Here is a 19061-nt window from a genome sequence, read left to right as displayed (position 1 = left end):
CGCTCACTCGGGCATACCGATGGTCTTGGCCTCCAGGTACTCCTTGTAGCCCTCGTCACCGTTGCGGTAGCCCAGCCCGGACTGTTTGGTGCCGCCGAACGGGCTGGTGATGCCGAAGTGGCTCTTGCCGTTGATCGTCACATTGCCGGTGCGCATCCGGCACGCGACGGCGAACGCCCGGTCGACGTCGCCGCCGGACACCTCACCGGACAGGCCGTAGATGGTGTTGTTGGCGATCGCGACGGCGTCGTCGTCGGTGTCATAGGGGGTGACGGTCAGCACCGGACCGAAGATCTCTTCCTGGGCCACTGGGGAATCGGGGTCGACGTCGGCGAGCAGGGTGGGTTGGGTGTAGTAGCCGACCGGCAGATTCTCGGGGATCCCGCCGCCGGTGACCAGGCGGGCTCCGGAGTCGATACCCGAGCGGATCAGACCCAGCACCTTCTGGCGCTGTGTCTGGCTGATCTGTGGGCCCTGCATGATTCCCGGCGTCCACGGGTCGCCGACCGGGAACCCCTCCATCATGGCCTTGAGGATCTCCACACCTTCGTCGTAACGGCTGCGCGGCAACAGGATCCGCGACGGCAGGATGCAGGACTGGCCGCTCATGACGCACGCCATCATCGCCGCCAACGGCAACGCGGAATTGAAGTCAGCGTCATCGAGGACGATGTGGGCGGATTTGCCGCCGAGTTCGAGCAGCGTCTTCTTCACCGTCGGCGCACCCGCGGCCAGAATCGCCCGCCCGGTCGCGGTGGACCCGGTGAAGGTGATCATGTCGACCCGCGGATCAGCGCTCAACGCCGCTCCCACCTCGTTGGCATTCGACACCACCACGTTGAACACCCCCGCCGGGATGTCGGTCTCCTCGGCCACGATGCGGCCGTATTCGCTGCCCGACCACGGCGTCAGCTGGGCGGGTTTGAGGACCACGGTGTTACCGGCCATCAGCGCCGGCACCGTCTCGGCGATGTTGAGGTAGAACGGCACATTCCACGGGGTGATCGCCCCGACGACGCCGACCGCTTCGTAGTGGATCTTGCGCCGCGCCGGCCCGAGCTGGGTGGGGTGCACACCCGTGTCGACCAGGTAGTCGAAGTTCTTCCCATGCTCGGCCCAGTGTTCGACCTCCTCGATGGGGCTCTCGATCTGGCTGCCGCTCACGGTCACCGGGCAGCCGACCTCGGTGATCAGGATGCGACGCAGACGTTCCTTGTTCCGCTCCAGCGCCTCATGCAACTGGGTCAGGCAGTGGTAGCGGAAGTCGAGGTCGCGCGACCAGTCCGTCTCGTCGAACGCGCGGCGCGCGGCGGCCACCGCGCGGGCCATGTCCTCGACGGTGCCGTCGGTGGCCTGCCCGGCCACCTCCTCGTTGGCCGGATGGATCACATCGAACATGGCTCCGCTGCTCGTCAGCTGTAGTTCGCCGTCGATCAGCATCCGTTCGTCACCGGCCAGCACGCCGGATTCGGTCTCCACAGTCGTCATGGGCCTAGCGTTACAAACAACGCCCGAAACGTCAGCAGAATGACGGAAATATCGTTCTCCTAATCCGGTGGGACAGTTCTCCTAATGTGTTCCCCACGTCAGCGTCGCCGGCCGAACAGCGGGTGCTGCCAATCGGGTTGCCTCCCACGGCAGTGCCCTGCGTGCATCGCGGATCCGGGTCGAGCTGGCCGCCATCGTGCGCCGCGGCGGAGGCGGTCGACACCGATTTCTGACGTCGTCGGCGATTCGGTCCGCAATGCTGGGCGACCGCTTAGCATCGCGGCAATGTCACAGACGACGACGCGTCCCGGCATCTGCCGGATCTGCTCAGCGCACTGCGGTGTGCTGGCGACGGTCACCGACGGCACGCTCACGAAGGTCACCGGTGACCCCGACAACCCGATGTTCAAGGGATACACCTGCGCCAAGGGCCGAGCGCTCCCCGACATCCACAACAACCCCCGCCGCCTGTTGCACAGTCAGAAACGTGGAGCCGACGGCTCGTACACGGCGATCGAGGCCGGCCGCGCGATGGACGAGATCGCGACGAAGCTGCAGAGTCTGATCGACACCCACGGGCCACGATCGGTGGCCCTGTACCTCGGCACGAACGGGCTGCCCTATCCCGCGTCGGCGTTGATGGCGAACGCGTTCATCAGGGCGATCGAATCGCCGATGTTCTTCACCGCCAACACGATCGACCAGCCGGGCAAGCAGATCGCGCTGGCCGCACACGGGCATTGGCTCGGCGGTGACATCGACTTCCACGAGGCCGACAGCTGGATGCTGATCGGCACCAACCCGCTGGTGTCCAAGGCGATCGGTATCCCGGGCCAGAATCCCGGGCAGGGCCTGCGCGCGGCGATCAGCCGGGGCATGCAACTCATCGTGATCGACCCGCGCCGCTCGCAGACGGCGGCACGCGCGGCGATCCACATCCAGCCGCGGCCCGGCGAGGACGTCACGATCGTCGCGGGCATGATCAACCTGATCATCCGCGAAAAGCTGTGTGACTGGGCATTTCTCGACGAGAATGTCGAGGGTTTCGACGCCCTGGCCGAGGCGGTTTCCGGTTTCACCCCGGAGTACGTGGCGCAACGGGCCGACATCCCGGTGCAGCAGTTGGTCGACGCGGCGCGACTGTTCGCGACGCACGGGACCCGCCCGGGCATGGTGAACGCGGGCACCGGGGCCAACTTCGCAATGCACGGCAACCTGCTCGAATACCTGTGCCTGTGTCTGACCACCATCTGCGGCCGGTGGCAACGTGCCGGGGAGCGGGTGGTGCGGCCCAACACTCTGATGCCGGCGTTCACGGCCAAGGCGCAGCCTCATCCGCCGTACGAGGGTTGGGGGTACGGCGAGCGGCTGCGGGTGCGGGGTCTGACGGACACGGTCAGCGGGATGCCGACGGCGGCGCTGGCCGACGAGATCCTGTTACCGGGCGAGGGGCAGGTGAAGGCATTGATCTGCATCGGCGGCAACCCGATGGCGGCCTGGCCCGACCAGCGAAAGACGCTACGCGCACTGCAGAGCCTCGACCTGCTTGTCACCCTGGACACCGAGATGTCGCTGACGTCGCGGCTGGCCGACTACGTGATCGCGCCGATGATGCAGATGGAGACGCCGGCGATGACGATGGGCAGTGAGCTGATCAAGTACTACGCGAGCGGCACCGGGATCCCCGCCGCCTATGCGCAGTACGCGCCCCGCCTCCTCGAGCCGCCCCCCGGTTCCGATCTGACCGAGGAGTGGCAGTTCTTCCTCGGGCTAGCTGGGCGAATGGGCTTGGACCTGTGGTTCGTGAATTTCTTCGGCGGGGGCGGCGGCAGGTTCATGGAGTCCGCGCCGGTTGTGCTCAACATGAACGGCGACACCGACCTCACCACCGAGGAACTGTTCGCGCAGATGTGTTCGACGTCGCGCATCCCGTTCGACGAGGTGGCAAGCCATCCGCACGGAAAGATCTTCGACGTCGACGCGGTGGTCGCCCCGCGGGATCCCGACTGCACGGCCAGGCTCGACGTCGGCAACGGGTATCTGCTGACCGAGCTGGCTCAATTCGTGGCCGAGGACTTCGCCTCGGCGAGAACCGAATCCGGCTTCCCGTTCCGGCTGATCCCGCGGCGGCACAACAACTTCATGAACTCGTCGGGCACCAATCTGGCGACGCTGAACCGCGGCAGGCCCTACAACCCGGTGTACATGCATCCCGACGCGATGGCAGCGCTCGGCCTGCCGGACGGATCGCTGGTCACGGTCACCTCACCGCACGACAGCATCCCGAGCGTGGTCGAGGGCGACGACAGCCTGCGCCGTGACGTGGTCGCCATGCACCACGCGTTCGGTGGCCTGCCGGCCGAAGACGACGAGGTCCGTGAGCGGGGCAGCAACGTCGGCCGCCTCGTCCCGACCGACGTGGACTACGACCCGATCACCGGGATGCCGCGGCAAGGCAACATCCCGGTCCGGGTGACCGCGCGGAGCTGACAGTCGCTGTCGCTGGCCACGCGGTTTCACAACCGGAAGCCTTCACACCTGGTCCTGGTTCTTGATACCGACCGCGTGACGCAACTGGGCGAGGAATTCGTCGCCGTCGTCGCTGCGCACGATGTAGTGGCACACCGCGACGCGGATGGCGGTGGCCGCCTTGACTCCGGCGTTGGGGCCGGACAGGAGTTTCTCCAGTCGGGCCCGCATGAGCGGGATGATCCGGGACAGCTGCGCGATGACCACTTCGGGTTCGATGTCGACCAGTCGGACACCTGAGTAGGACTGCTGGTAGGACACGATGAAACGCAAAGCGGCGTCGAGCTTTTCGGTTCCCCGCAACCCCTGGGTCGCTTTGCTGATGCCCTGATCGAACGTCATCCGCTCGTACCGTCCGAAGGCGTCGAGGAGTTCCTGTTTGGAGGCGAACCAGCGGTAGAGGGTAGGCCGGGACACGCCTGCCTGCAGCGCGACCTCCGACAGGCTCAGCTTCGTCTGGCCGCTACGCCCGAGCACCTCGGCGGTGGCCGCCAGGATGCGGTGTTGGGTCGACGAATCGTCGAATCCGGCAGCGTCGCGCCGGGCGGTCAGTGGTTCGTTCACATCCAGGGCCTCAAGTGACGGGGTGTTTCACAAATGGTAGAGCCTGTAACGCCACGTCGGGCAATCCGCACCGCCGGCGCCGGGAATCACAGCGATTTCTTCAGCAGTGCGACGGTGTCGAGCTCCTGCAGGGCCGCGACGCCCCGGCGCAATCCCTCGCACGCGATGTCGTCGTTCTGCATGCCGCCCATCCCGGCTGTGATGAGGGCGGCGACATAGGCGTAGAGCGCCCCCTGACGGTAACGGTGCCAGAGGACGTCGCGGTCGAGGTCGGGTCCGCCACCGGCGGCGAGCGCATGGCGGTAGACGTCGAGCAGGTCACGCTGGGACTCCTGCCGGTCCTCGGGCGTCATGCTGGTGACCACCGTGTAGGCCAACTCGCGACTGGGATGGCCGCGGCGCACGACCTGCCAGTCGAGCAGTCCGGCGGTGCCGTTGCGGAAGTAGACGTTTCCGGGGTGCGCGTCGCCGTGCATGATCGTGTGCGGCGGCCTGTCGATCAATTGTGCTGCCGCACGGTAGTTCTCGTCGATGAAGCTGCCCACCTGGACCGGGATGTCGCTGCGTTCGGCCATCCGGCGGGCCGAGGTCTTCAGCAGCCTGCCGGTGAGCATCGACGTGTGGTCGGCCGACGGGGAGTACACCCAGTCCAGGGGTCCCTTCTGTCCGGGTGCCGACAGCCGCCCCCAGAACGTGGCGTGCAGGAGCGCCAGGGCTTCGAGGACGAGGGCCGCCTCATCGCGGCCCAACGGGTGAAGGATGTCGGGGAATCGACATTCGTCGGCCGGCAGGTCTTCCAGTATCACCACGTAGCGACCTGTGACGGGGTCGAACGCCGAGCCGTACACCTCGGGCGCGGCGGTCAGCTCGGGGCGCAGCTGCCGGTAGAAGCGCACTTCGGTGTCACCGAGTCGACCGAGTTCACCCATCAGCCGCGTCGCGGCCGTCTGGGCGGGGAGTTTGACGAACACCGTCTCGGGCACGTTCTCACCGGTGAGCGCCAACCGGATTCGTGACGATGTGCCGGCGTCGCCGCCGATCACCGACACCGAGGTCACCGGCAGATTCGTCAGACGTGCCACCGTCCGCACGTCGAGGTCGGCCGCGGTGCGGGGGAACGGCCGCATCCCGCGGACGACGGCGTCGGTCGCCACCCGTTGCACGCCGCGGCCCAGGTGGGCGGCCAAGCCGACAATGGGCGAAATGCCGGACATCTTCGTCACCGTTGCGAGCCTCCTCGGCCACCATCATGGGGGGTTACAAATAAGCTTCAGACTGTAAACCAGTTTCGTTCGCACTTCAAAGAGGAGGGCCATGTCCGGTCCGTTGGACGGCATCCGGGTCGTCGAACTGGGCGTATGGGGCGTATGGGTCGCCGCGCTCGGGGGGATGCTCGGGATCGATGACGAGAATCCGCCGTTCGAGATGGACAACCGGTCCAAACGCAGTGTGGTGGTGGACCTCACCTCCGACCGGAGGTGGGGGACCGCACGCGACTCCTCGGCACCGCAGACGTTTTGGTGACGAACGTGCGCCCGGCCGCACGACGCCGCCTCGGGCTGGACTTCAAGGCGGTCGCCGCCGGGACTCCCCGCCTGGTCTACGGGCTGATCACCGGCTACGGCACGACCGGTGTTGCCCGCGCATTCCTCGTTACACGCTCCAATAGGTCATTCACTGTTCGGAAACAGTCAGGCAACACACGCTGTCTAGCCTTCTGTTTGTCACAGTTCTCGTGACCATTCTTGATCAACCGAGCTCAATCTGGAGATCCTGGCACTGGCGCCTCAGGAGCTTCTTTTTACCGGACGAATTCCCCACCGCCCGAGCTGATCTCATGTCAAAGGGACACGAACTATGAGCTTCGACTACAACAGACTGGCCGCCACCTGCGCAGTGGAATCCCCCGGACACGCCATAACGCTGCCGCCAGAGGCCTACGGCAGTGACGAACTCTACGCAGCAGAAGTGGACAAGATCTTCAAACGCGGATGGATTCCGGTGTGCCGCGTGGAACAACTCGAGGGACCGGGCAGCTACTACAGCATCGATATCCTGGGCACCCCGCTGGTGGTTACCCGAGACCGCACGAACGACATCCGGGTACTTTCGCGTAACTGCACCCACCGCTGGATGGAGATCTGCAGCGGCGCAGGGCAAGCTAATGTGCTGCAGTGCCCGTATCACCTATGGTCGTTCGGCCTGGACGGACACCTCGCCGGAGCGCCGGAGATGAAGAACTCCCCGGGCTTCGACCGAAAAGACTGGGGTCTCAAAGCGTTCCGTCATGACGTGTGGAAAGGATTCGTCTTCGTCAATTTCGACGGCCAGGCGACACCGGTCGCCGAGCAGTTCGCGGGACTGGAACCGCTCGTCGATCCGTACGATTTCGAGAACTACCAGATCGTCGAGACCACTGACTGGGGGGTGTGCGACTGGGATTGGAAGATCATGGTGGACAACTTCATGGAGTGTTACCACCACATGGGGCCGCACCGCGGCAGTCTGGAAGACGAGTTCCCGGCCAAGCTCAGCTATACCGGCGATGTCGGACGGTACTTCACCACCATGTGGTCGCAGCAGGCCGAGGGATACCCTGCCGAGGTCCCGTTCCTGGCGCCCGGCGCACCGACACTGACCCCCGAGCACAGTCACAAATTGCTGATCTTCATCGCCTATCCGCTCTTGCAGATCTCGCTCGGTCCCGGGTTCATGTACTGGCTCAAGACGTTGCCGGTAGGCGCGGGCAGGGTCGAGATCCACTTGGACATCGCGATGTCTCCGGCGGCGCTCGCCGCACCAGACCTCGATGAGCGGCGCAGTCAGCTGGTGAAGTCGATCTGCGATATCCACCGTGAGGATCTCGACGTGTGCGCGGCGGTGCAGAAGGCCATCCGCTCCGGGGTGACGAGCACGGGTCGGCTGGCGCTTCTGGAGCGGCCACTGTGGGAGTTCTACCGCTACCTCGGCCGTGAGCTCGGAATCATCAGCACCGCAGCTGACCTCGCGTCGGCCGGCTGACGGGGCGAATATGACGACAACCGTCAACGGATAGGCCGGGCACTCGACCACCGGCGACCTCAGGTGAGGCCCGCGGCGTGGCGTAACTGCGCGAGGAACTCGTCACCGTCGTCGCTGCGCACCAGGTAGTGCGAAATCGCCACCCGCACAGCCGTCGACGCGGCGACCGCGGCATCAGGGCCGGGCATACCCCGCTGCAGCCGGTCACGCATGCGCGGCAGAATGTGGGAGAGGCGGGCGATGACCTGCGCGGGCTCGATGTCGACCATGCGCAGGCCCGGGTAGGACTGCTGGTATTCGGCGATGATGCGCAGCGCGGCATCCAGGCGCTCGGCGGCAGGCAGGTCCCCGGCGACCTCGGCGACGGCCCGCTCGTAGAGCGAGCGCTCCCAGACCACGAAGGCCGCCAGCAGGTCCTGCTTCGACGGAAACCAGCGGTAGAGGGTGGGGCGCGACACCCTGGCCTGCGCCGCGACCTGTGACAGGCTCAGTTTCGTCATCCCGTTGCGGCCGAGCACCTCCGCCGTGGCGGCCAGGATCCGCTCACGGGTCGGATTCTCCTCACTCGACACCGGGGTCACCGCCATAGCTTTACAAATTTTGTGGCGACTGTCACGCTGATCCGGTGACGTCCACATCAGCGACGGCCCGCGAGTACAGCTCGGTCGACATCACCTCGGCGTCGTTCTGGCAGCAACCGTTCGCACAACGCGACACGGTGTTCGCGCAGTTGCGCGCCGGTGACGGGCTCACGTGGCACCAGCCGCTGTCGTCTCTGTTCCCGATGGAGGAGGACGGCTTCTGGGCGCTCACCCGGCGCGCCGACATGGTGTTCGTCAGCCAGCACCCCGAACTGTTCACCTCCGCCCGGGGGGTCGCGCTTGACCCGATGCCGGCCGAAGTGCAGCGGTTCGCATCGTTCTTCCTCACGATGGACCCGCCCGAACACACCGTGTACCGGCGGCTGATCAGCTCTGCATTCACCCCGCGCAATGTCCGGCGCATCGAACAGCAGATCCACGACAACGCCGTCGCCGTGGTCGACGAGCTGGTCGGAGCGGGCGAAATCGATTTTGTGGCAGCATGTTCGGCGCGGCTGCCGATGCTGACCATCATGGAGATGCTGGGTGTGCCTGCGGCCGATCAACCCGCCGTGGCCAACGCCGCCGAGAAGCTGTTCTCGATGAGCGACGATGAGTACAGCACGCTCGAGGAGCGCGCCGCCGACACGGTCAACGAGATCATGCTGCTGTCGGCCACCGGCGTCGAACTGGCCAAGTTCCGGCGCAGCCACCCCGGTGACGATCTGATGACCAGCATCGTCAACGCCGAGGTCGACGGGAAACGACTGACCGACGAGGAGATCGGCGCCTTCCTCATCCTCCTCGCGTCCGCGGGTAACGACACCACGAAGCAGACGACGACGCACGCGATGCTCGCGCTCGCTGAGTATCCCGGCCAGCGGGAGTGGCTGACGGCCGACTTCGAGGGCCGGATCGGCACCGCGGTCGAGGAATTCATCCGGTGGTCAACGCCGGTACTGCAGTTCGCGCGGTTCGCCACCACCGACACGGAGATCAACGGTGCTCCGGTCAGCACCGGTGACAAGGTCGGGCTGTTCTACTGCTCGGCCAACCGCGACGAGGCGGTCTTCGGTGATCCGCATGCCTTCGACCTGAGCCGCTCCCCGAATCCGCATCTCGGTTTCGGCGGCGGCGGACCGCATTTCTGTCTGGGCAACCAGCTCGCGAAAGCCGAACTGCGTCACCTGTTCCGGGAACTCCTGACTCGGCTGAGCCACGTCGAGTTCGGCGAACCGGACCTGCTGCACAGCACGTTCGTGCACGGCATCAAACGGCTTCCTGCCGTCGTGCGGTGAGGGGATGATGCGGGTAGAAGTGGACCTCGCCACGTGCACCGGCCACGAGCGGATGCGCCAGGCGGTGCCCCAGTGTCCGGCCGCCGCACTACGATTGACCGATTGACTGCCGTTCAGCGGGGGTCGATGTCGTTGCGCAGGCGGTCGGCCGGATAGGTGGCCGCACCGGCGGCGCGAACCCGTTCGACGAGTGCGCGGTCTGACGTCGCGACGCGGATGGCGCCCGGATCCCGGGCCGCGCACACCAACCGGACGATCTCGTCGTCTGCCGAATTCGCCGCTGAAACGGGCGCATTGGTGACGGTGATCGTCTCGGAGGCCAGCGGCGGGGACAACGGCTTCTCGAAGACCACCGTCACATCGGCGCCTTCGGCGCGCGCCCAGCGCTCGAGATGTTCGACGAGACTCACCATGGCGCTCCGCCGGTCACGCCACCACCCGTCCGGGCGGGAGCCGATGACGTTCATCCCGTCGACGATCCACCGCACCCCGCCAGCGTAGGCGTTAACGGGTGGGTCGTGGCCGCACCAGGACCGACTGCTGTATCGCGCCGACCGGTCCGGCCTCGTCGAACAGCGTCCCGCTGGTCACGCCGATTCCGTCCGGCCCGTAGCTGGTTTCGGCCCGGATGCCGATCCAGTGACCGTCGGGGATCCGGTGCACGTGCACGACAAGGTCGGTATTGAGGAAGGTCCACCTGCGGATGTCGAGTTTCGCGCCGATGCCGTTGGCGTCGTCGGCCACCGTGAACAACCGCTCCAGCGGTGTCATCGTCTCACCCTTGACCAGGTCGACGGTCGGCGTGATCCACGATTCGCCGGGTCCGTCGTTGAGCGGTGTGGTGAGCCAGCGCCAGTCCAGGCTGTGGATGTAGTTGCGGTCCCAGTCCTTGGCCATGTCGCGGCTGCGGGCCTCCGACACCGGGCGCAGCGCAGGCGCGCTTGCGTGCACCACGCCGGCGGTGTCGCGCTGCTGCAGTCGCCATCCACTCGCCCGGGCCACCGGCCGTGGTGTGCCGTCGGGTCCTGGCGCCGACATCTGCGCGCTGACCAGTTCGATCTGGCTTCCGGCCCGCTCGCGCTGTGCGCTGACCCGCAGTTCGCCGTCGGCCGGGACCGGGCCCAGCAGATCGACCATCACGCGGCTCAAGCGGGTGTCCTCGCGTGGCTCACAGCGTTGCAGTGCGCGCACCAGGAGCGCCGACACCGGCGCGGCGTGCTGGATCGCGGCAGACCAGGTGCTGCGCACCAGATCGGTCGCGACGAACTTCTCGCCGTGAGAATCGCAGCCGACGAATTCGTAGTACGAATCCGACATCAGGGCAACCCTGCCCCGGGGATGTCGACGATCGTCGTGTCGATACGCGAAAGTCGCGTGCCGACAAGGCGTTCCGGATAGGCATCGGTGGTCGAGACGAGGAACAGGATGCGGCGTTCGGGTCCGCCCAGCGCGCAGGCGATGGCGGTGCGGTCACCGATGTCGATGCGATCGGTCACCGCGCCACCATCGGTCACCCGCTGGAACTCGTGGGCCAGCGTCATCGCGGTCCAGACCCCTCCGTCGGCGTCGATCGCGATACCGTCGGGCGGCCCGTCGAGCCCGTCGGCGAAGATCCGGCGGTCATGCAGGCCGCCGTCGGCGTCGAGGGTGAAAGCCGTGAGCCGCCGGCCGGTGGATTCGGCGACGATCAGCGTCGTCCGGTCCTCGGTGATCGCCATACCGTTGGGGAAGTCGAGTCCGTCGGCGACCACCGTTGCGGCGCCGTCGTCGCCGTGAGCGGGGTCGAGGCGGATGATCGTCCCGTTCTCCCGCGCCTGCGATCCGATGAACGCGCGACCTGCGTCGTCGACCACCATGTCACCGAGATTCGCGGTGACCAGGTCGCCGAGATCGGCGATGACCGCGATGCTGTCACCGTCGTAACGCAGCACCTGCCTGCGTTCGGTGGACGTGATGAGCAGCGATCCGTCCGGACGGAAACCCAGCCCCGAGGGCGCGTGGCCGGGTACCGCGACGGTGGTCACCGACCCGCTGAGGTCGACGGTGTGCACGGCCTCGCCCAGCATGTCGGAGAACCACAGCAGGCCTTCGAACCACCGGGGCCCCTCCCCGAAACAGAACCCCTCCGCAAGGATCGCGGGCGCCAGGAGCCCCGCTCCATCGGCCATTTCACGTGCCGTCACATCACACCTTTACAAAACACGTAACAAGTGTCACGCTCCCTAGGTGCCACTGTCAACCACCTGCGGCGTTGGCGCGCCATGAAGAAGTACTACAGCCACACGCTGCTCTACCTCCACGAGACGATCGCGTTGGGCTCGGGGCGCGCTGAGCAGTTCACCGAACGATTCAACGCCGACTATCACCCGATGATGGCCGACCTCGGGGCCCGGTTGTTCGCGATCTGGGAGAGCACCCCGTACAACGGGCACTGGCCCCAGGTCACGATCATCTGGGAGATCGACGCATTCGCCGACTACGCCCGCATCGGCAAGGCGCAGCGCCCGGGCGGCAGCCACGCCGACGCCGCGGTCGCGTGGTCGCGGTTCCTGGCGGAGACGGGCGCCACCGGCGAGGGACGGATCATGTACGCCGGACGCAGCAACCGCACACTCGCAGAACTGCAGGACGCGAAATTCGGTGCCGGCCTGGTGATCCAGGAGATCATGCAGACCAAACCGGGGCGCCAGGACGACTACATCCGCGAACTGGAGCGGCTCTACGTGCCGTGGTCGGAGCGCACCGGCAAGCGGTGGCTGGGATCGTTCGTCACGACGTTCCGGTTCAACGAGGTCATCCACTACTGGGCGCTCGACGGAGAGTGGGACTGTTTCGCCGAGCACTACCCGTCGTGGAAGGACAGCCCGCCGGCGGAGATCGTGACCTGGATGAGCGTGGCCCCCGCGCTGCGGGACGGCTGGGAGGACTCGATCCTGCAGGCGCTACCACCGTCCCCGCTGCAGTGACCGGCGTCGGGAAGGGCTCAGTGGTGCAACCGTTCTCCTACGATCCGTTCGACACGGCCGTGATGGCCGACCCGCTGCCGTTCTACCGCACCCTGCGCGACGAGCGCCCGCTCTACTACGTCGAGAAGTGGGATACCTACGCGCTCTCGCGGTTCGAAGACATCTGGCATGTCCTCGAGGTCAACGACGGGACCTTCGTCGCCTCGGAGGGCACCCTGCCGTCGACCGCCGTACTGGCCACCCACAACACCGGTCCGGTGCCCGATCCGCCGCTGTCGCCCATGCCGTTCCACGCCAACTTCGATGCCCCGATCTACACCGACGTGCGGCGCTGCACCTCGGGTCCGTTCCGCCCGAGGTCGGTGAGCGGGCTGACTGACCGGATCCGCGAGTTGGCCAACGAACGCCTCGATGAACTGCTGCCCCAGGGCCGGTTCGACCTCACCCAGGACTACGGCGGAATGGTCGCCGCATCGATGGTCTGCGAACTGATCGGGCTGCCAACCGAACTCGCCCCCGACGTACTTGCCACCGTGAACGCGGGCAGCCTGGCCCAGCCCGGCAGCGGCGTCGAGGTGGCGAACGCCCGGCCCGGCTACCTGGAGTACCTGATCCCGATCGTGGCGCGCCGGCGCGCCGATCCGTCCGCCGCGGGCACGGCGATCGTCGACTCGCTGCTCGCCTACCGCAAGCCCGACGGGACCCCGCTCAGCGATGCCGAGGCCGCCGTGCAGCTGCTCGGCGTGTTCATCGGCGGGACGGAGACGGTGCCCAAGATCGTGGCGCACGGACTGTGGGAACTCGGGCAGCGGCCCGCGCAGCTGGAGCAGGTACGGGCCGATCCGGCGGCCACCGTGCCTGTCGCCCGCGAAGAGATGATCCGGTACTGTGCACCGGCGCAGTGGTTCGCGCGAACGGTGCGCACGCCGTTCACCATTCACGGTACGACCGTCGAACCCGGCCAGCGCATCATCACCCTGCTGGCATCGGCCAACCGCGACGAGCGGGAGTACCCCGAACCGGACGAATTCATCTGGGACAGGCGAATCGAGCGGCTGCTGGCCTTCGGCCGCGGACAGCACTTCTGCCTCGGCGTCCATCTCGCACGCCTGGAGATCAGCATCATGGTGACCGAATGGCTCAGAAGGGTACCGGATTTCGCGGTCGACGCCGACCACGCCTCACGGCCCCCGTCGAGCTTCCAGTGGGGCTGGAACCGCGTTCCCGTCGACGTGGAGGTCTGACCGTGTGGGCGTATCGGCTGGTGGCGCCGTACACCTTCGAGAAGCTGCACCTGCCCGCGCCGTCTGGGGACGATCTCCGTGACGGACAGGTACTGCTGCGCTTCGGATCGGGCGGGATCTGCGGAAGCGATCTGCCGGGTTTCCGTGGCGCCAAGGGACGACTGCCCGGAGACACCGGCGTCAGCGCGGCCGAGATGACCGGATTCCCGATCCACGAGATCGCCGGTGAGGTCCTGGCGAGCCGGCACCCGGCGCACCAGCGGGGCGACCTCGTGGTCGGGTGGGCGTCGGGTTTCGACGGTCTGATGGAGTTCGTCGTCGCCGACGGTGAAGGGCTCGCCGCATACGATCCGGCGCTGCCACCGCATCAGGCCGTCGCGCTGCAACCGCTGGCGTGCGTGCTCTATGCGACCGAACAACTTCCCGACCTCACCGGCCGCCATGTCGCAGTCATCGGCCAGGGGTCGATCGGTCTGCTGTTCTCCCGTGTCGTGAAAGCCGCAGGTGCACAGCATGTGACAGGCATCGATCCGCTCGACCGCACCGTCGTGGGACCCGTGTTCGGCGTCGACACGGTGGTGCGCGCCACCAGCGACCGCTGGCTCAGCCACCTGGGCGCCGATCACCGGCCCGACGTGGTGATCGAAGCCGTCGGGCATCAGGTGGCGACCCTGAACCACGCGATCGAAGCGGCGGCGTTCGGCGGCACCGTCTTCTACTTCGGTGTCGCCGACGACGACACGTATCCGATCAGCATGCGGCTGATGCTGCGCAACAACCTCACCCTGAAATCCGGTGTGACCCTGCAGCGGCGGCGGATGCTCGCGCTCGCCGACGACTTCGCCCGCGAGCACCCCGACCTGCTGCCCGCATACGTGACCCACACGTTCGACGTCGACGACGTCCAGGCGGCGTTCGAACTGGCCTGCCGGCCGACGCCCGGCCGGGTCAAGATCGCGATCACCGGATGACCGCCCGCAGCAGGCTCCAGAGCGGCCTGGATTCGGGCGCAGCGCTCTTCGGCGGGTGGGTGGTGGGCCCGACAGTGCTGGGGCCCGAGGAGTTCGCGACCGCCGGCTACGACTACGTCGGCATCGACCTGCAGCACGGCTATCTCGACGACGCCGATGCGGCGTCGATGCTGCGCCGGTTGGAGCACATGCCGATCGCCACCATGGTGCGACTACCCACCGCGGACCCCGCGCCGATCGGCCGGGTGCTCGACGCCGGCGCCGACGCGGTGGTCATCGCGATGGTCGAGTCCGCGGACGAGGCGGCGGACGCCGTCGCCGCCACCCGGTATCCCCCCGCGGGCGTGCGCAGCTTCGGCCCGCTGCGGTCGAGTCTGGGGTACGTGCCGTCCGACCTGGAAGAGCGGGTGAGCGTGTTCGCGATGGTCGAGACCACCAGGGGAGTGTCGGCGTTGGCCTCCATCTGCGAGGTGCCGGGTCTGAGCGGCGTGTACGTCGGGCCCGCCGATCTGGCCATCTCGATGGGCTATGACCCCACATCGGCGTGGCGCAGGCAGGAGGTGCGCGACGTCATGGCCGACATCGCCCAGGCCGCGACCGCCGCCGGTCTGGTCGCAGGGGTGCACGCCGGCACCGGCGCACTCGGAAACGACGCCGCCCGCATGGGCTTTCGCGTGATCACCCTCGCCTCGGAGTCACAGGCGTTGCGGCGCGGCGCGGCCGCGCATCTGGCTGAGGCCAGGGCCGCCGAACCGCCGGAATCACACGCGACCGGGGGTTACCGGTGAAGCGGGTGGCGCTGGTCACGGGTGCGGCACGGGGGCAGGGTGCGGCGATCACGGCGCGGCTGCACGCCGACGGCTTCCTGGTGGCGGCGTGCGATGTGCTCATCGACGAATTGCACGACAGTGTGGCGCATTTCGGTGACGGCGTGACACCGATCGGTCTGGACGTCACATCGGCGCAGCAGTGGTCGGCCGCGGTCGCCGAAACCGTCGACCGGTTCGGGGCGCTCACCACGCTGGTGAACAACGCCGGCATCCTGCACCGAGCCGCGCTCGTCGACGAGACCCCGGCCGGCTTCGAAAGCAGCTGGCGGGTGAACTGTCTCGGGCCGTTCCTCGGCATTCAGGCGGTGGTCGCGCACCTGAGGGCGGCCGACGGCGCGGCGATCGTGAACACCTGCAGCACGGGTGCGATCCGGCCGTTCCCGCACCACGCGGCCTACGGGTCCTCGAAGTGGGCGCTGCGCGGTCTGACGCAGGTGGCCGCGGCTGAACTCGCCCCGTCCGGAATCCGGGTCAACGCCGTGTTCCCCGGTCCGGTCGAGACCCCGATGCTCGATCCGCAGACACAGGGCCGACTGGCAGCCAGGGCGACCCTGGGCCGCATCGGCAAACCGGTCGAGATCGCCGACGCCGTCGCGTTCCTGGTGTCGGAGCAGGCGGCGTTCATCACCGGTTCCGAACTCGTCGTCGACGGCGGCCAGACCCTGCAGATCGGATGAGTAGCGTGACGAGATCGTCGGTGCGAAAAACCCTGTCGGTCGGGGTCATCGGCGCCGGCCCGGGTGGGCTCGCGCTGGGAATCTTCCTGAAGAAGGCCGGCTTCGACGACTTCACCATCTTCGACCGCGAGGACGGCGTCGGCGGCACCTGGCGGATCAACACCTACCCGGGCCTGGCCTGCGACGTGAAATCGCACCTCTACTCGTACTCCTTCGACCTCAACGCCGGCTGGTCGCGGTTGTGGTCGGCGCAACCGGAGATCCTCGAGTACTTCGAGACGTGCGCGCGCCGTCACGACCTGGGCGCTCACCTGACGCTGCGCACCGAGATCGTCTCCGCCCGCTGGGACGGCGCCTCGCGCGACTGGGAACTGCGCACCGCCGGCGGGGACACCTACCGGTTCGACGTGGTCGTCTCCGCGGTGGGCATGTTCACCCGCCCGGTCATGCCGGATCTGGTGGAGGAGGGAGCGTTCACCGGGGTCGTGATGCACACCGCCCGGTGGGACCCCTCTGCGGATCTGGGCGGTGCTCGGGTGGCGGTTCTGGGCACGGGTTCGACAGCGGCGCAGCTGCTTCCGGAGGTGGCGAAGGTCGCCGCGAAGGTGTACTCCGTACAGCGGTCACCGACCTGGATCCTGCCCAAGCCGGATCGCCCGTACACCGATCGCGAGAAGTGGATGTTCGCCCACATCCCGCTGGCCAAGCGGGTCTACCGCACGAGGCTCTGGCTGCGCAGCGAGCGCAACATCTCGGTGATCGAGAACGGCAGCGACAAGACCCAGGAATTCACGAGCATCGCCACCCGGGCCCTGGAGGCGACGGTGCGCGACGACGCACTGCGGCACAAGCTGACACCCACGCATCCGCTCGGATGCAAGCGGTTGGTGTTCGCGACCGATTACCTGCAGGCGCTGAACCAGCCGCACGTCGAGGTCGTGTCGAGCGCCGCCCGGTCGCTACGGGCCCGGTCGCTGGTCACCGACGACGGTACGGAACTGGATGTCGACGTGGTGCTGTGCGCGACCGGCTACGCGGCGGCCGACTATCTCGGCCAGATCGACGTGGTCGGCGAAGACGGGGCCCTGCGCGACAAGTGGCGTGACGGCGCGTACGCCTATCTGGGGATGGCGGTGCCCGGGTTCCCGAACTTCTTCATGCTCTACGGGCCCAACACCAATGTCGGGTCCAACAGCGTGATCTTCATCCTCGAGGCGCAGGCCCACTACCTCGTGCGGGCCCTCGAGTACATGCGCCGCAGGCGCAAGTCCTACATCGCCGTGCGGCCGCAGACGATGGTGGAATTCATCGCCAAGATCGACGCCTGGATGGCGGGCACCGTGTGGACCACCCGGTGCAGCAACTACTTTCGGGCCCCCAACGGCCGCGTGGTCACCCAGTGGCCGCGCAGCGCCCGCGCCTTCTGGTCGATGACACGGCACTTCCGTGCCGCCGACTACACCTTCGATGCGCCGGCGCACCTCCCCACCATCGAGGTGCACACGCACACGATGGCAGACCGATGACCGCCTACCCGAGGAGTTCACCACGATGACCATGATCGCCAGTCCCCGCACCTCGCGCCGCATCCAAGGCGTCATGGGTGCGCTCATGTTGCTCGTCGGAGTCGTCGGCACGGTGACGCCGAAACGCCTGACCAATACGTCCGCATCGGGCGCGGTGGCCGAGCGTCACCATCTGACCCAGATGTACGCCATGCGCGAAGCCGCCCTGGGGGCCATCCTGCTCAGCGGTGGGGGCGCTCGGCCGGCGCTGGGAGCCACGGTGGGTCTCACCGCGGTGGAGGTGCTCACCGGTCTGCGCGCACCGGCCCTGGACCGGCAGGCCCGGATCACCACCGCGGTCACCGCGTCGATGTTCGGTGCGGCCGCGGCGTACGCGCTGACCGGCGCCGGACCGAAGAAGGGACGTTGAGGACCGTGGTGTGACGGAGTCCGGCACGGGGTCGCGGCTACACCCCGCATTGCGGCAGTTCGCCGCTGCCCGCACCGACCTGTCACCGGAGAACCTCGACGTCGTGCGCAGATCCCTCGACAGCCGGCGCCGTGAGAGCGCCGCGGCGCTCGACCCGGGGGGTGTCGAGATCTCGGACGAGACAGCAGAATTCGAGGGGAGATCGGTTGCCGTCCGCGTGTACCGCGGTCGCCCCTCGCCGGCACCCGCGGTGGTGTACTGCCACTCGGGCGCCTTCGTCCTGGGCAACCTGGACACCGATCACCTGCAGTGCGTGGAGTTCGCCAGGCGTGCGGAGTGCACCGTGATCTCGGTCGGCTACCGGTTGGCGCCCGAACACCCACATCCGGCGGCCGTCGACGATGCGCTGACCGCGCTGCGCTGGGCGGTCGCGAAATCGGTTGAGCTGCAATTAAATTCGTCGCGTATCGCGGTCGCGGGCAACAGCGCGGGCGGAGCGTTGGCCGCTCTGCTGGCGCAGGCGGCCGCGGCGAGGTCGGCGCCACCCGTGGTGTTTCAGCTACTCCATCAACCGGTCCTCGACGACCGGTCCACTCCCTCGCAGCGGGAGTTCACCAACACCCCGGGCTTCGACGGCCCTGCCGTCGAGCAGATGTGGCGGTACTACCTCCCTGGCGCTCACCCCACCGAACCGGCCCGTTCCACCGCACCGGCGCGCCGCGCCGACGTGACCGGGTTGCCGCCCACATTCATCAGCTGCTCCGAACTCGACCCGCTGCGTGACGAAGCGCTCGACTACGCGCGGCGACTGCTCGGCGCCGGGGTGGCGACGGAACTGCACGTGTTCCCCGGCACCTGCCACGGGTTCGACTCTCTGCTGCCGGATTGGGAGGTCAGCAGGCAGCTGTTCGCGCTGCAGTCGGCGGCCTTGCGGCGGGCACTGCACGACTGAGTGGT

18 protein-coding genes and 1 pseudogene are annotated in these 19061 nt (G+C 67.4%); 12 read left to right on the top strand and 7 right to left on the bottom strand.

Annotation, left to right across the window (positions count from 1 at the left end):
* Positions 1-3: 3 nt before the first annotated feature.
* Positions 4-1488, bottom strand: a complete 1485-nt coding sequence (locus I7X18_RS17900) for an aldehyde dehydrogenase family protein (RefSeq protein ID WP_193043392.1) — start codon at positions 1486-1488, stop codon at positions 4-6.
* 285 nt (positions 1489-1773) lie between these two features.
* On the opposite strand from I7X18_RS17900, the gene I7X18_RS17895 reads away from it, so the two are divergent.
* Positions 1774-3978, top strand: coding sequence for a molybdopterin-containing oxidoreductase family protein (locus I7X18_RS17895; protein ID WP_193043391.1), 2205 nt, complete (start codon positions 1774-1776; stop codon positions 3976-3978).
* 42 nt (positions 3979-4020) lie between these two features.
* On the opposite strand, the gene I7X18_RS17890 is transcribed toward I7X18_RS17895, so the two are convergent.
* Positions 4021-4581 (bottom strand): TetR/AcrR family transcriptional regulator, encoded by a 561-nt coding sequence (locus I7X18_RS17890; RefSeq protein WP_193043390.1) that lies wholly within the window; start codon positions 4579-4581, stop codon positions 4021-4023.
* A gap of 86 nt (positions 4582-4667) precedes the next feature.
* Entirely contained in the window at positions 4668-5795 is a 1128-nt protein-coding gene (locus tag I7X18_RS17885; protein ID WP_193043978.1) for a phosphotransferase, read from the bottom strand.
* A 100-nt stretch (positions 5796-5895) separates the two neighbouring features.
* Between I7X18_RS17885 and I7X18_RS17880 the strand changes: the two are divergent.
* Both I7X18_RS17880 and I7X18_RS17875 read left to right on the top strand, forming a co-directional pair.
* Positions 5896-6215 (top strand): annotated as a pseudogene (locus I7X18_RS17880) (CoA transferase); the annotation flags it as partial.
* Positions 6216-6438: 223 nt separating this feature from the next.
* The gene (locus I7X18_RS17875; protein ID WP_193043389.1) at positions 6439-7602 is read left to right on the top strand and encodes an aromatic ring-hydroxylating oxygenase subunit alpha; all 1164 of its coding nucleotides are present in this window, start codon (positions 6439-6441) and stop codon (positions 7600-7602) included.
* A gap of 59 nt (positions 7603-7661) precedes the next feature.
* On the opposite strand, the gene I7X18_RS17870 is transcribed toward I7X18_RS17875, so the two are convergent.
* Complete coding sequence (locus tag I7X18_RS17870) at positions 7662-8189, bottom strand: TetR/AcrR family transcriptional regulator (protein WP_193043388.1); 528 nt, start codon at positions 8187-8189, stop codon at positions 7662-7664.
* Between the two features lie 38 nt (positions 8190-8227).
* Between I7X18_RS17870 and I7X18_RS17865 the strand changes: the two genes are divergently transcribed.
* Positions 8228-9481 carry a cytochrome P450 gene (locus tag I7X18_RS17865; RefSeq protein WP_193043387.1) on the top strand — a complete coding sequence of 418 codons (1254 nt, stop codon included), beginning with the start codon at positions 8228-8230 and terminating at the stop codon, positions 9479-9481.
* A gap of 113 nt (positions 9482-9594) precedes the next feature.
* On the opposite strand, the gene I7X18_RS17860 is transcribed toward I7X18_RS17865, so the two are convergent.
* The 3 genes from I7X18_RS17860 to I7X18_RS17850 are packed head-to-tail and all read right to left on the bottom strand — an operon-like array spanning position 9595 to position 11628.
* On the bottom strand, positions 9595-9969 hold the full coding sequence (locus I7X18_RS17860; RefSeq protein ID WP_193043386.1) for an NYN domain-containing protein: 375 nt from the start codon (positions 9967-9969) through the stop codon (positions 9595-9597).
* A gap of 16 nt (positions 9970-9985) precedes the next feature.
* Positions 9986-10798, bottom strand: a complete 813-nt coding sequence (locus I7X18_RS17855) for a thioesterase family protein (protein ID WP_193043385.1) — start codon at positions 10796-10798, stop codon at positions 9986-9988.
* Positions 10798-11628 (bottom strand): SMP-30/gluconolactonase/LRE family protein, encoded by an 831-nt coding sequence (locus I7X18_RS17850; RefSeq protein ID WP_193043977.1) that lies wholly within the window; start codon positions 11626-11628, stop codon positions 10798-10800. The genes I7X18_RS17855 and I7X18_RS17850 overlap by 1 nt, the downstream gene beginning before the upstream one ends.
* A gap of 114 nt (positions 11629-11742) precedes the next feature.
* Here I7X18_RS17850 and I7X18_RS17845 point away from each other — a divergent pair, with 114 nt between their 5' ends.
* From I7X18_RS17845 to I7X18_RS17810, 8 genes are all read left to right on the top strand, one after another.
* Positions 11743-12447: an NIPSNAP family protein gene (locus I7X18_RS17845; RefSeq protein ID WP_193043384.1), complete on the top strand. Its 705-nt coding sequence runs from the start codon at positions 11743-11745 to the stop codon at positions 12445-12447.
* Between the two features lie 62 nt (positions 12448-12509).
* On the top strand, positions 12510-13691 hold the full coding sequence (locus I7X18_RS17840; protein WP_193043976.1) for a cytochrome P450: 1182 nt from the start codon (positions 12510-12512) through the stop codon (positions 13689-13691).
* A 2-nt stretch (positions 13692-13693) separates the two neighbouring features.
* On the top strand, positions 13694-14662 hold the full coding sequence (locus I7X18_RS17835) for a zinc-binding dehydrogenase (protein ID WP_193043383.1): 969 nt from the start codon (positions 13694-13696) through the stop codon (positions 14660-14662).
* Positions 14659-15450 carry an HpcH/HpaI aldolase family protein gene (locus tag I7X18_RS17830; RefSeq protein ID WP_193043382.1) on the top strand — a complete coding sequence of 264 codons (792 nt, stop codon included), beginning with the start codon at positions 14659-14661 and terminating at the stop codon, positions 15448-15450. Before I7X18_RS17835 ends, I7X18_RS17830 begins: the two co-directional genes overlap by 4 nt.
* Positions 15447-16169, top strand: a complete 723-nt coding sequence (locus tag I7X18_RS17825; protein ID WP_193043381.1) for an SDR family NAD(P)-dependent oxidoreductase — start codon at positions 15447-15449, stop codon at positions 16167-16169. The genes I7X18_RS17830 and I7X18_RS17825 overlap by 4 nt, the downstream gene beginning before the upstream one ends.
* A complete protein-coding gene (locus tag I7X18_RS17820) occupies positions 16166-17695 on the top strand; it encodes a flavin-containing monooxygenase (protein WP_193043380.1) in 1530 nt (509 codons plus the stop codon). The genes I7X18_RS17825 and I7X18_RS17820 overlap by 4 nt, the downstream gene beginning before the upstream one ends.
* A gap of 25 nt (positions 17696-17720) precedes the next feature.
* Positions 17721-18104, top strand: a complete 384-nt coding sequence (locus tag I7X18_RS17815) for a hypothetical protein (RefSeq protein ID WP_193043379.1) — start codon at positions 17721-17723, stop codon at positions 18102-18104.
* A gap of 10 nt (positions 18105-18114) precedes the next feature.
* Positions 18115-19056 (top strand): alpha/beta hydrolase, encoded by a 942-nt coding sequence (locus tag I7X18_RS17810; RefSeq protein WP_193043378.1) that lies wholly within the window; start codon positions 18115-18117, stop codon positions 19054-19056.
* Positions 19057-19061: the final 5 nt, after the last annotated feature.

The organism is Mycolicibacterium baixiangningiae (assembly GCF_016313185.1).
Classification (GTDB): Bacteria; Actinomycetota; Actinomycetes; order Mycobacteriales; family Mycobacteriaceae; genus Mycobacterium; species Mycobacterium baixiangningiae.
Note: the sequence above shows the minus strand (reverse complement) of the source record. Positions and strands in the feature narration are given on the sequence as shown.

Excerpts from the sequence above, each read along its gene's own strand:
- I7X18_RS17845 (WP_193043384.1), top strand. The coding sequence starts at position 11,743 with ATGAAGAAGTACTACAGCCACACGCTGCTCTACCTCCACGAGACGATC.
- I7X18_RS17875 (WP_193043389.1), top strand. The coding sequence starts at position 6,439 with ATGAGCTTCGACTACAACAGACTGGCCGCCACCTGCGCAGTGGAATCC.
- I7X18_RS17895 (WP_193043391.1), top strand. The coding sequence starts at position 1,774 with ATGTCACAGACGACGACGCGTCCCGGCATCTGCCGGATCTGCTCAGCG.
- I7X18_RS17840 (WP_193043976.1), top strand. The coding sequence starts at position 12,510 with ATGGCCGACCCGCTGCCGTTCTACCGCACCCTGCGCGACGAGCGCCCG.
- I7X18_RS17830 (WP_193043382.1), top strand. The coding sequence starts at position 14,659 with ATGACCGCCCGCAGCAGGCTCCAGAGCGGCCTGGATTCGGGCGCAGCG.
- I7X18_RS17820 (WP_193043380.1), top strand. The coding sequence starts at position 16,166 with ATGAGTAGCGTGACGAGATCGTCGGTGCGAAAAACCCTGTCGGTCGGG.
- I7X18_RS17855 (WP_193043385.1), bottom strand. The coding sequence starts at position 10,798 with ATGTCGGATTCGTACTACGAATTCGTCGGCTGCGATTCTCACGGCGAG.
- I7X18_RS17870 (WP_193043388.1), bottom strand. The coding sequence starts at position 8,189 with ATGGCGGTGACCCCGGTGTCGAGTGAGGAGAATCCGACCCGTGAGCGG.
- I7X18_RS17815 (WP_193043379.1), top strand. The coding sequence starts at position 17,721 with ATGACCATGATCGCCAGTCCCCGCACCTCGCGCCGCATCCAAGGCGTC.
- I7X18_RS17900 (WP_193043392.1), bottom strand. The coding sequence starts at position 1,488 with ATGACGACTGTGGAGACCGAATCCGGCGTGCTGGCCGGTGACGAACGG.
- I7X18_RS17885 (WP_193043978.1), bottom strand. The coding sequence starts at position 5,795 with ATGTCCGGCATTTCGCCCATTGTCGGCTTGGCCGCCCACCTGGGCCGC.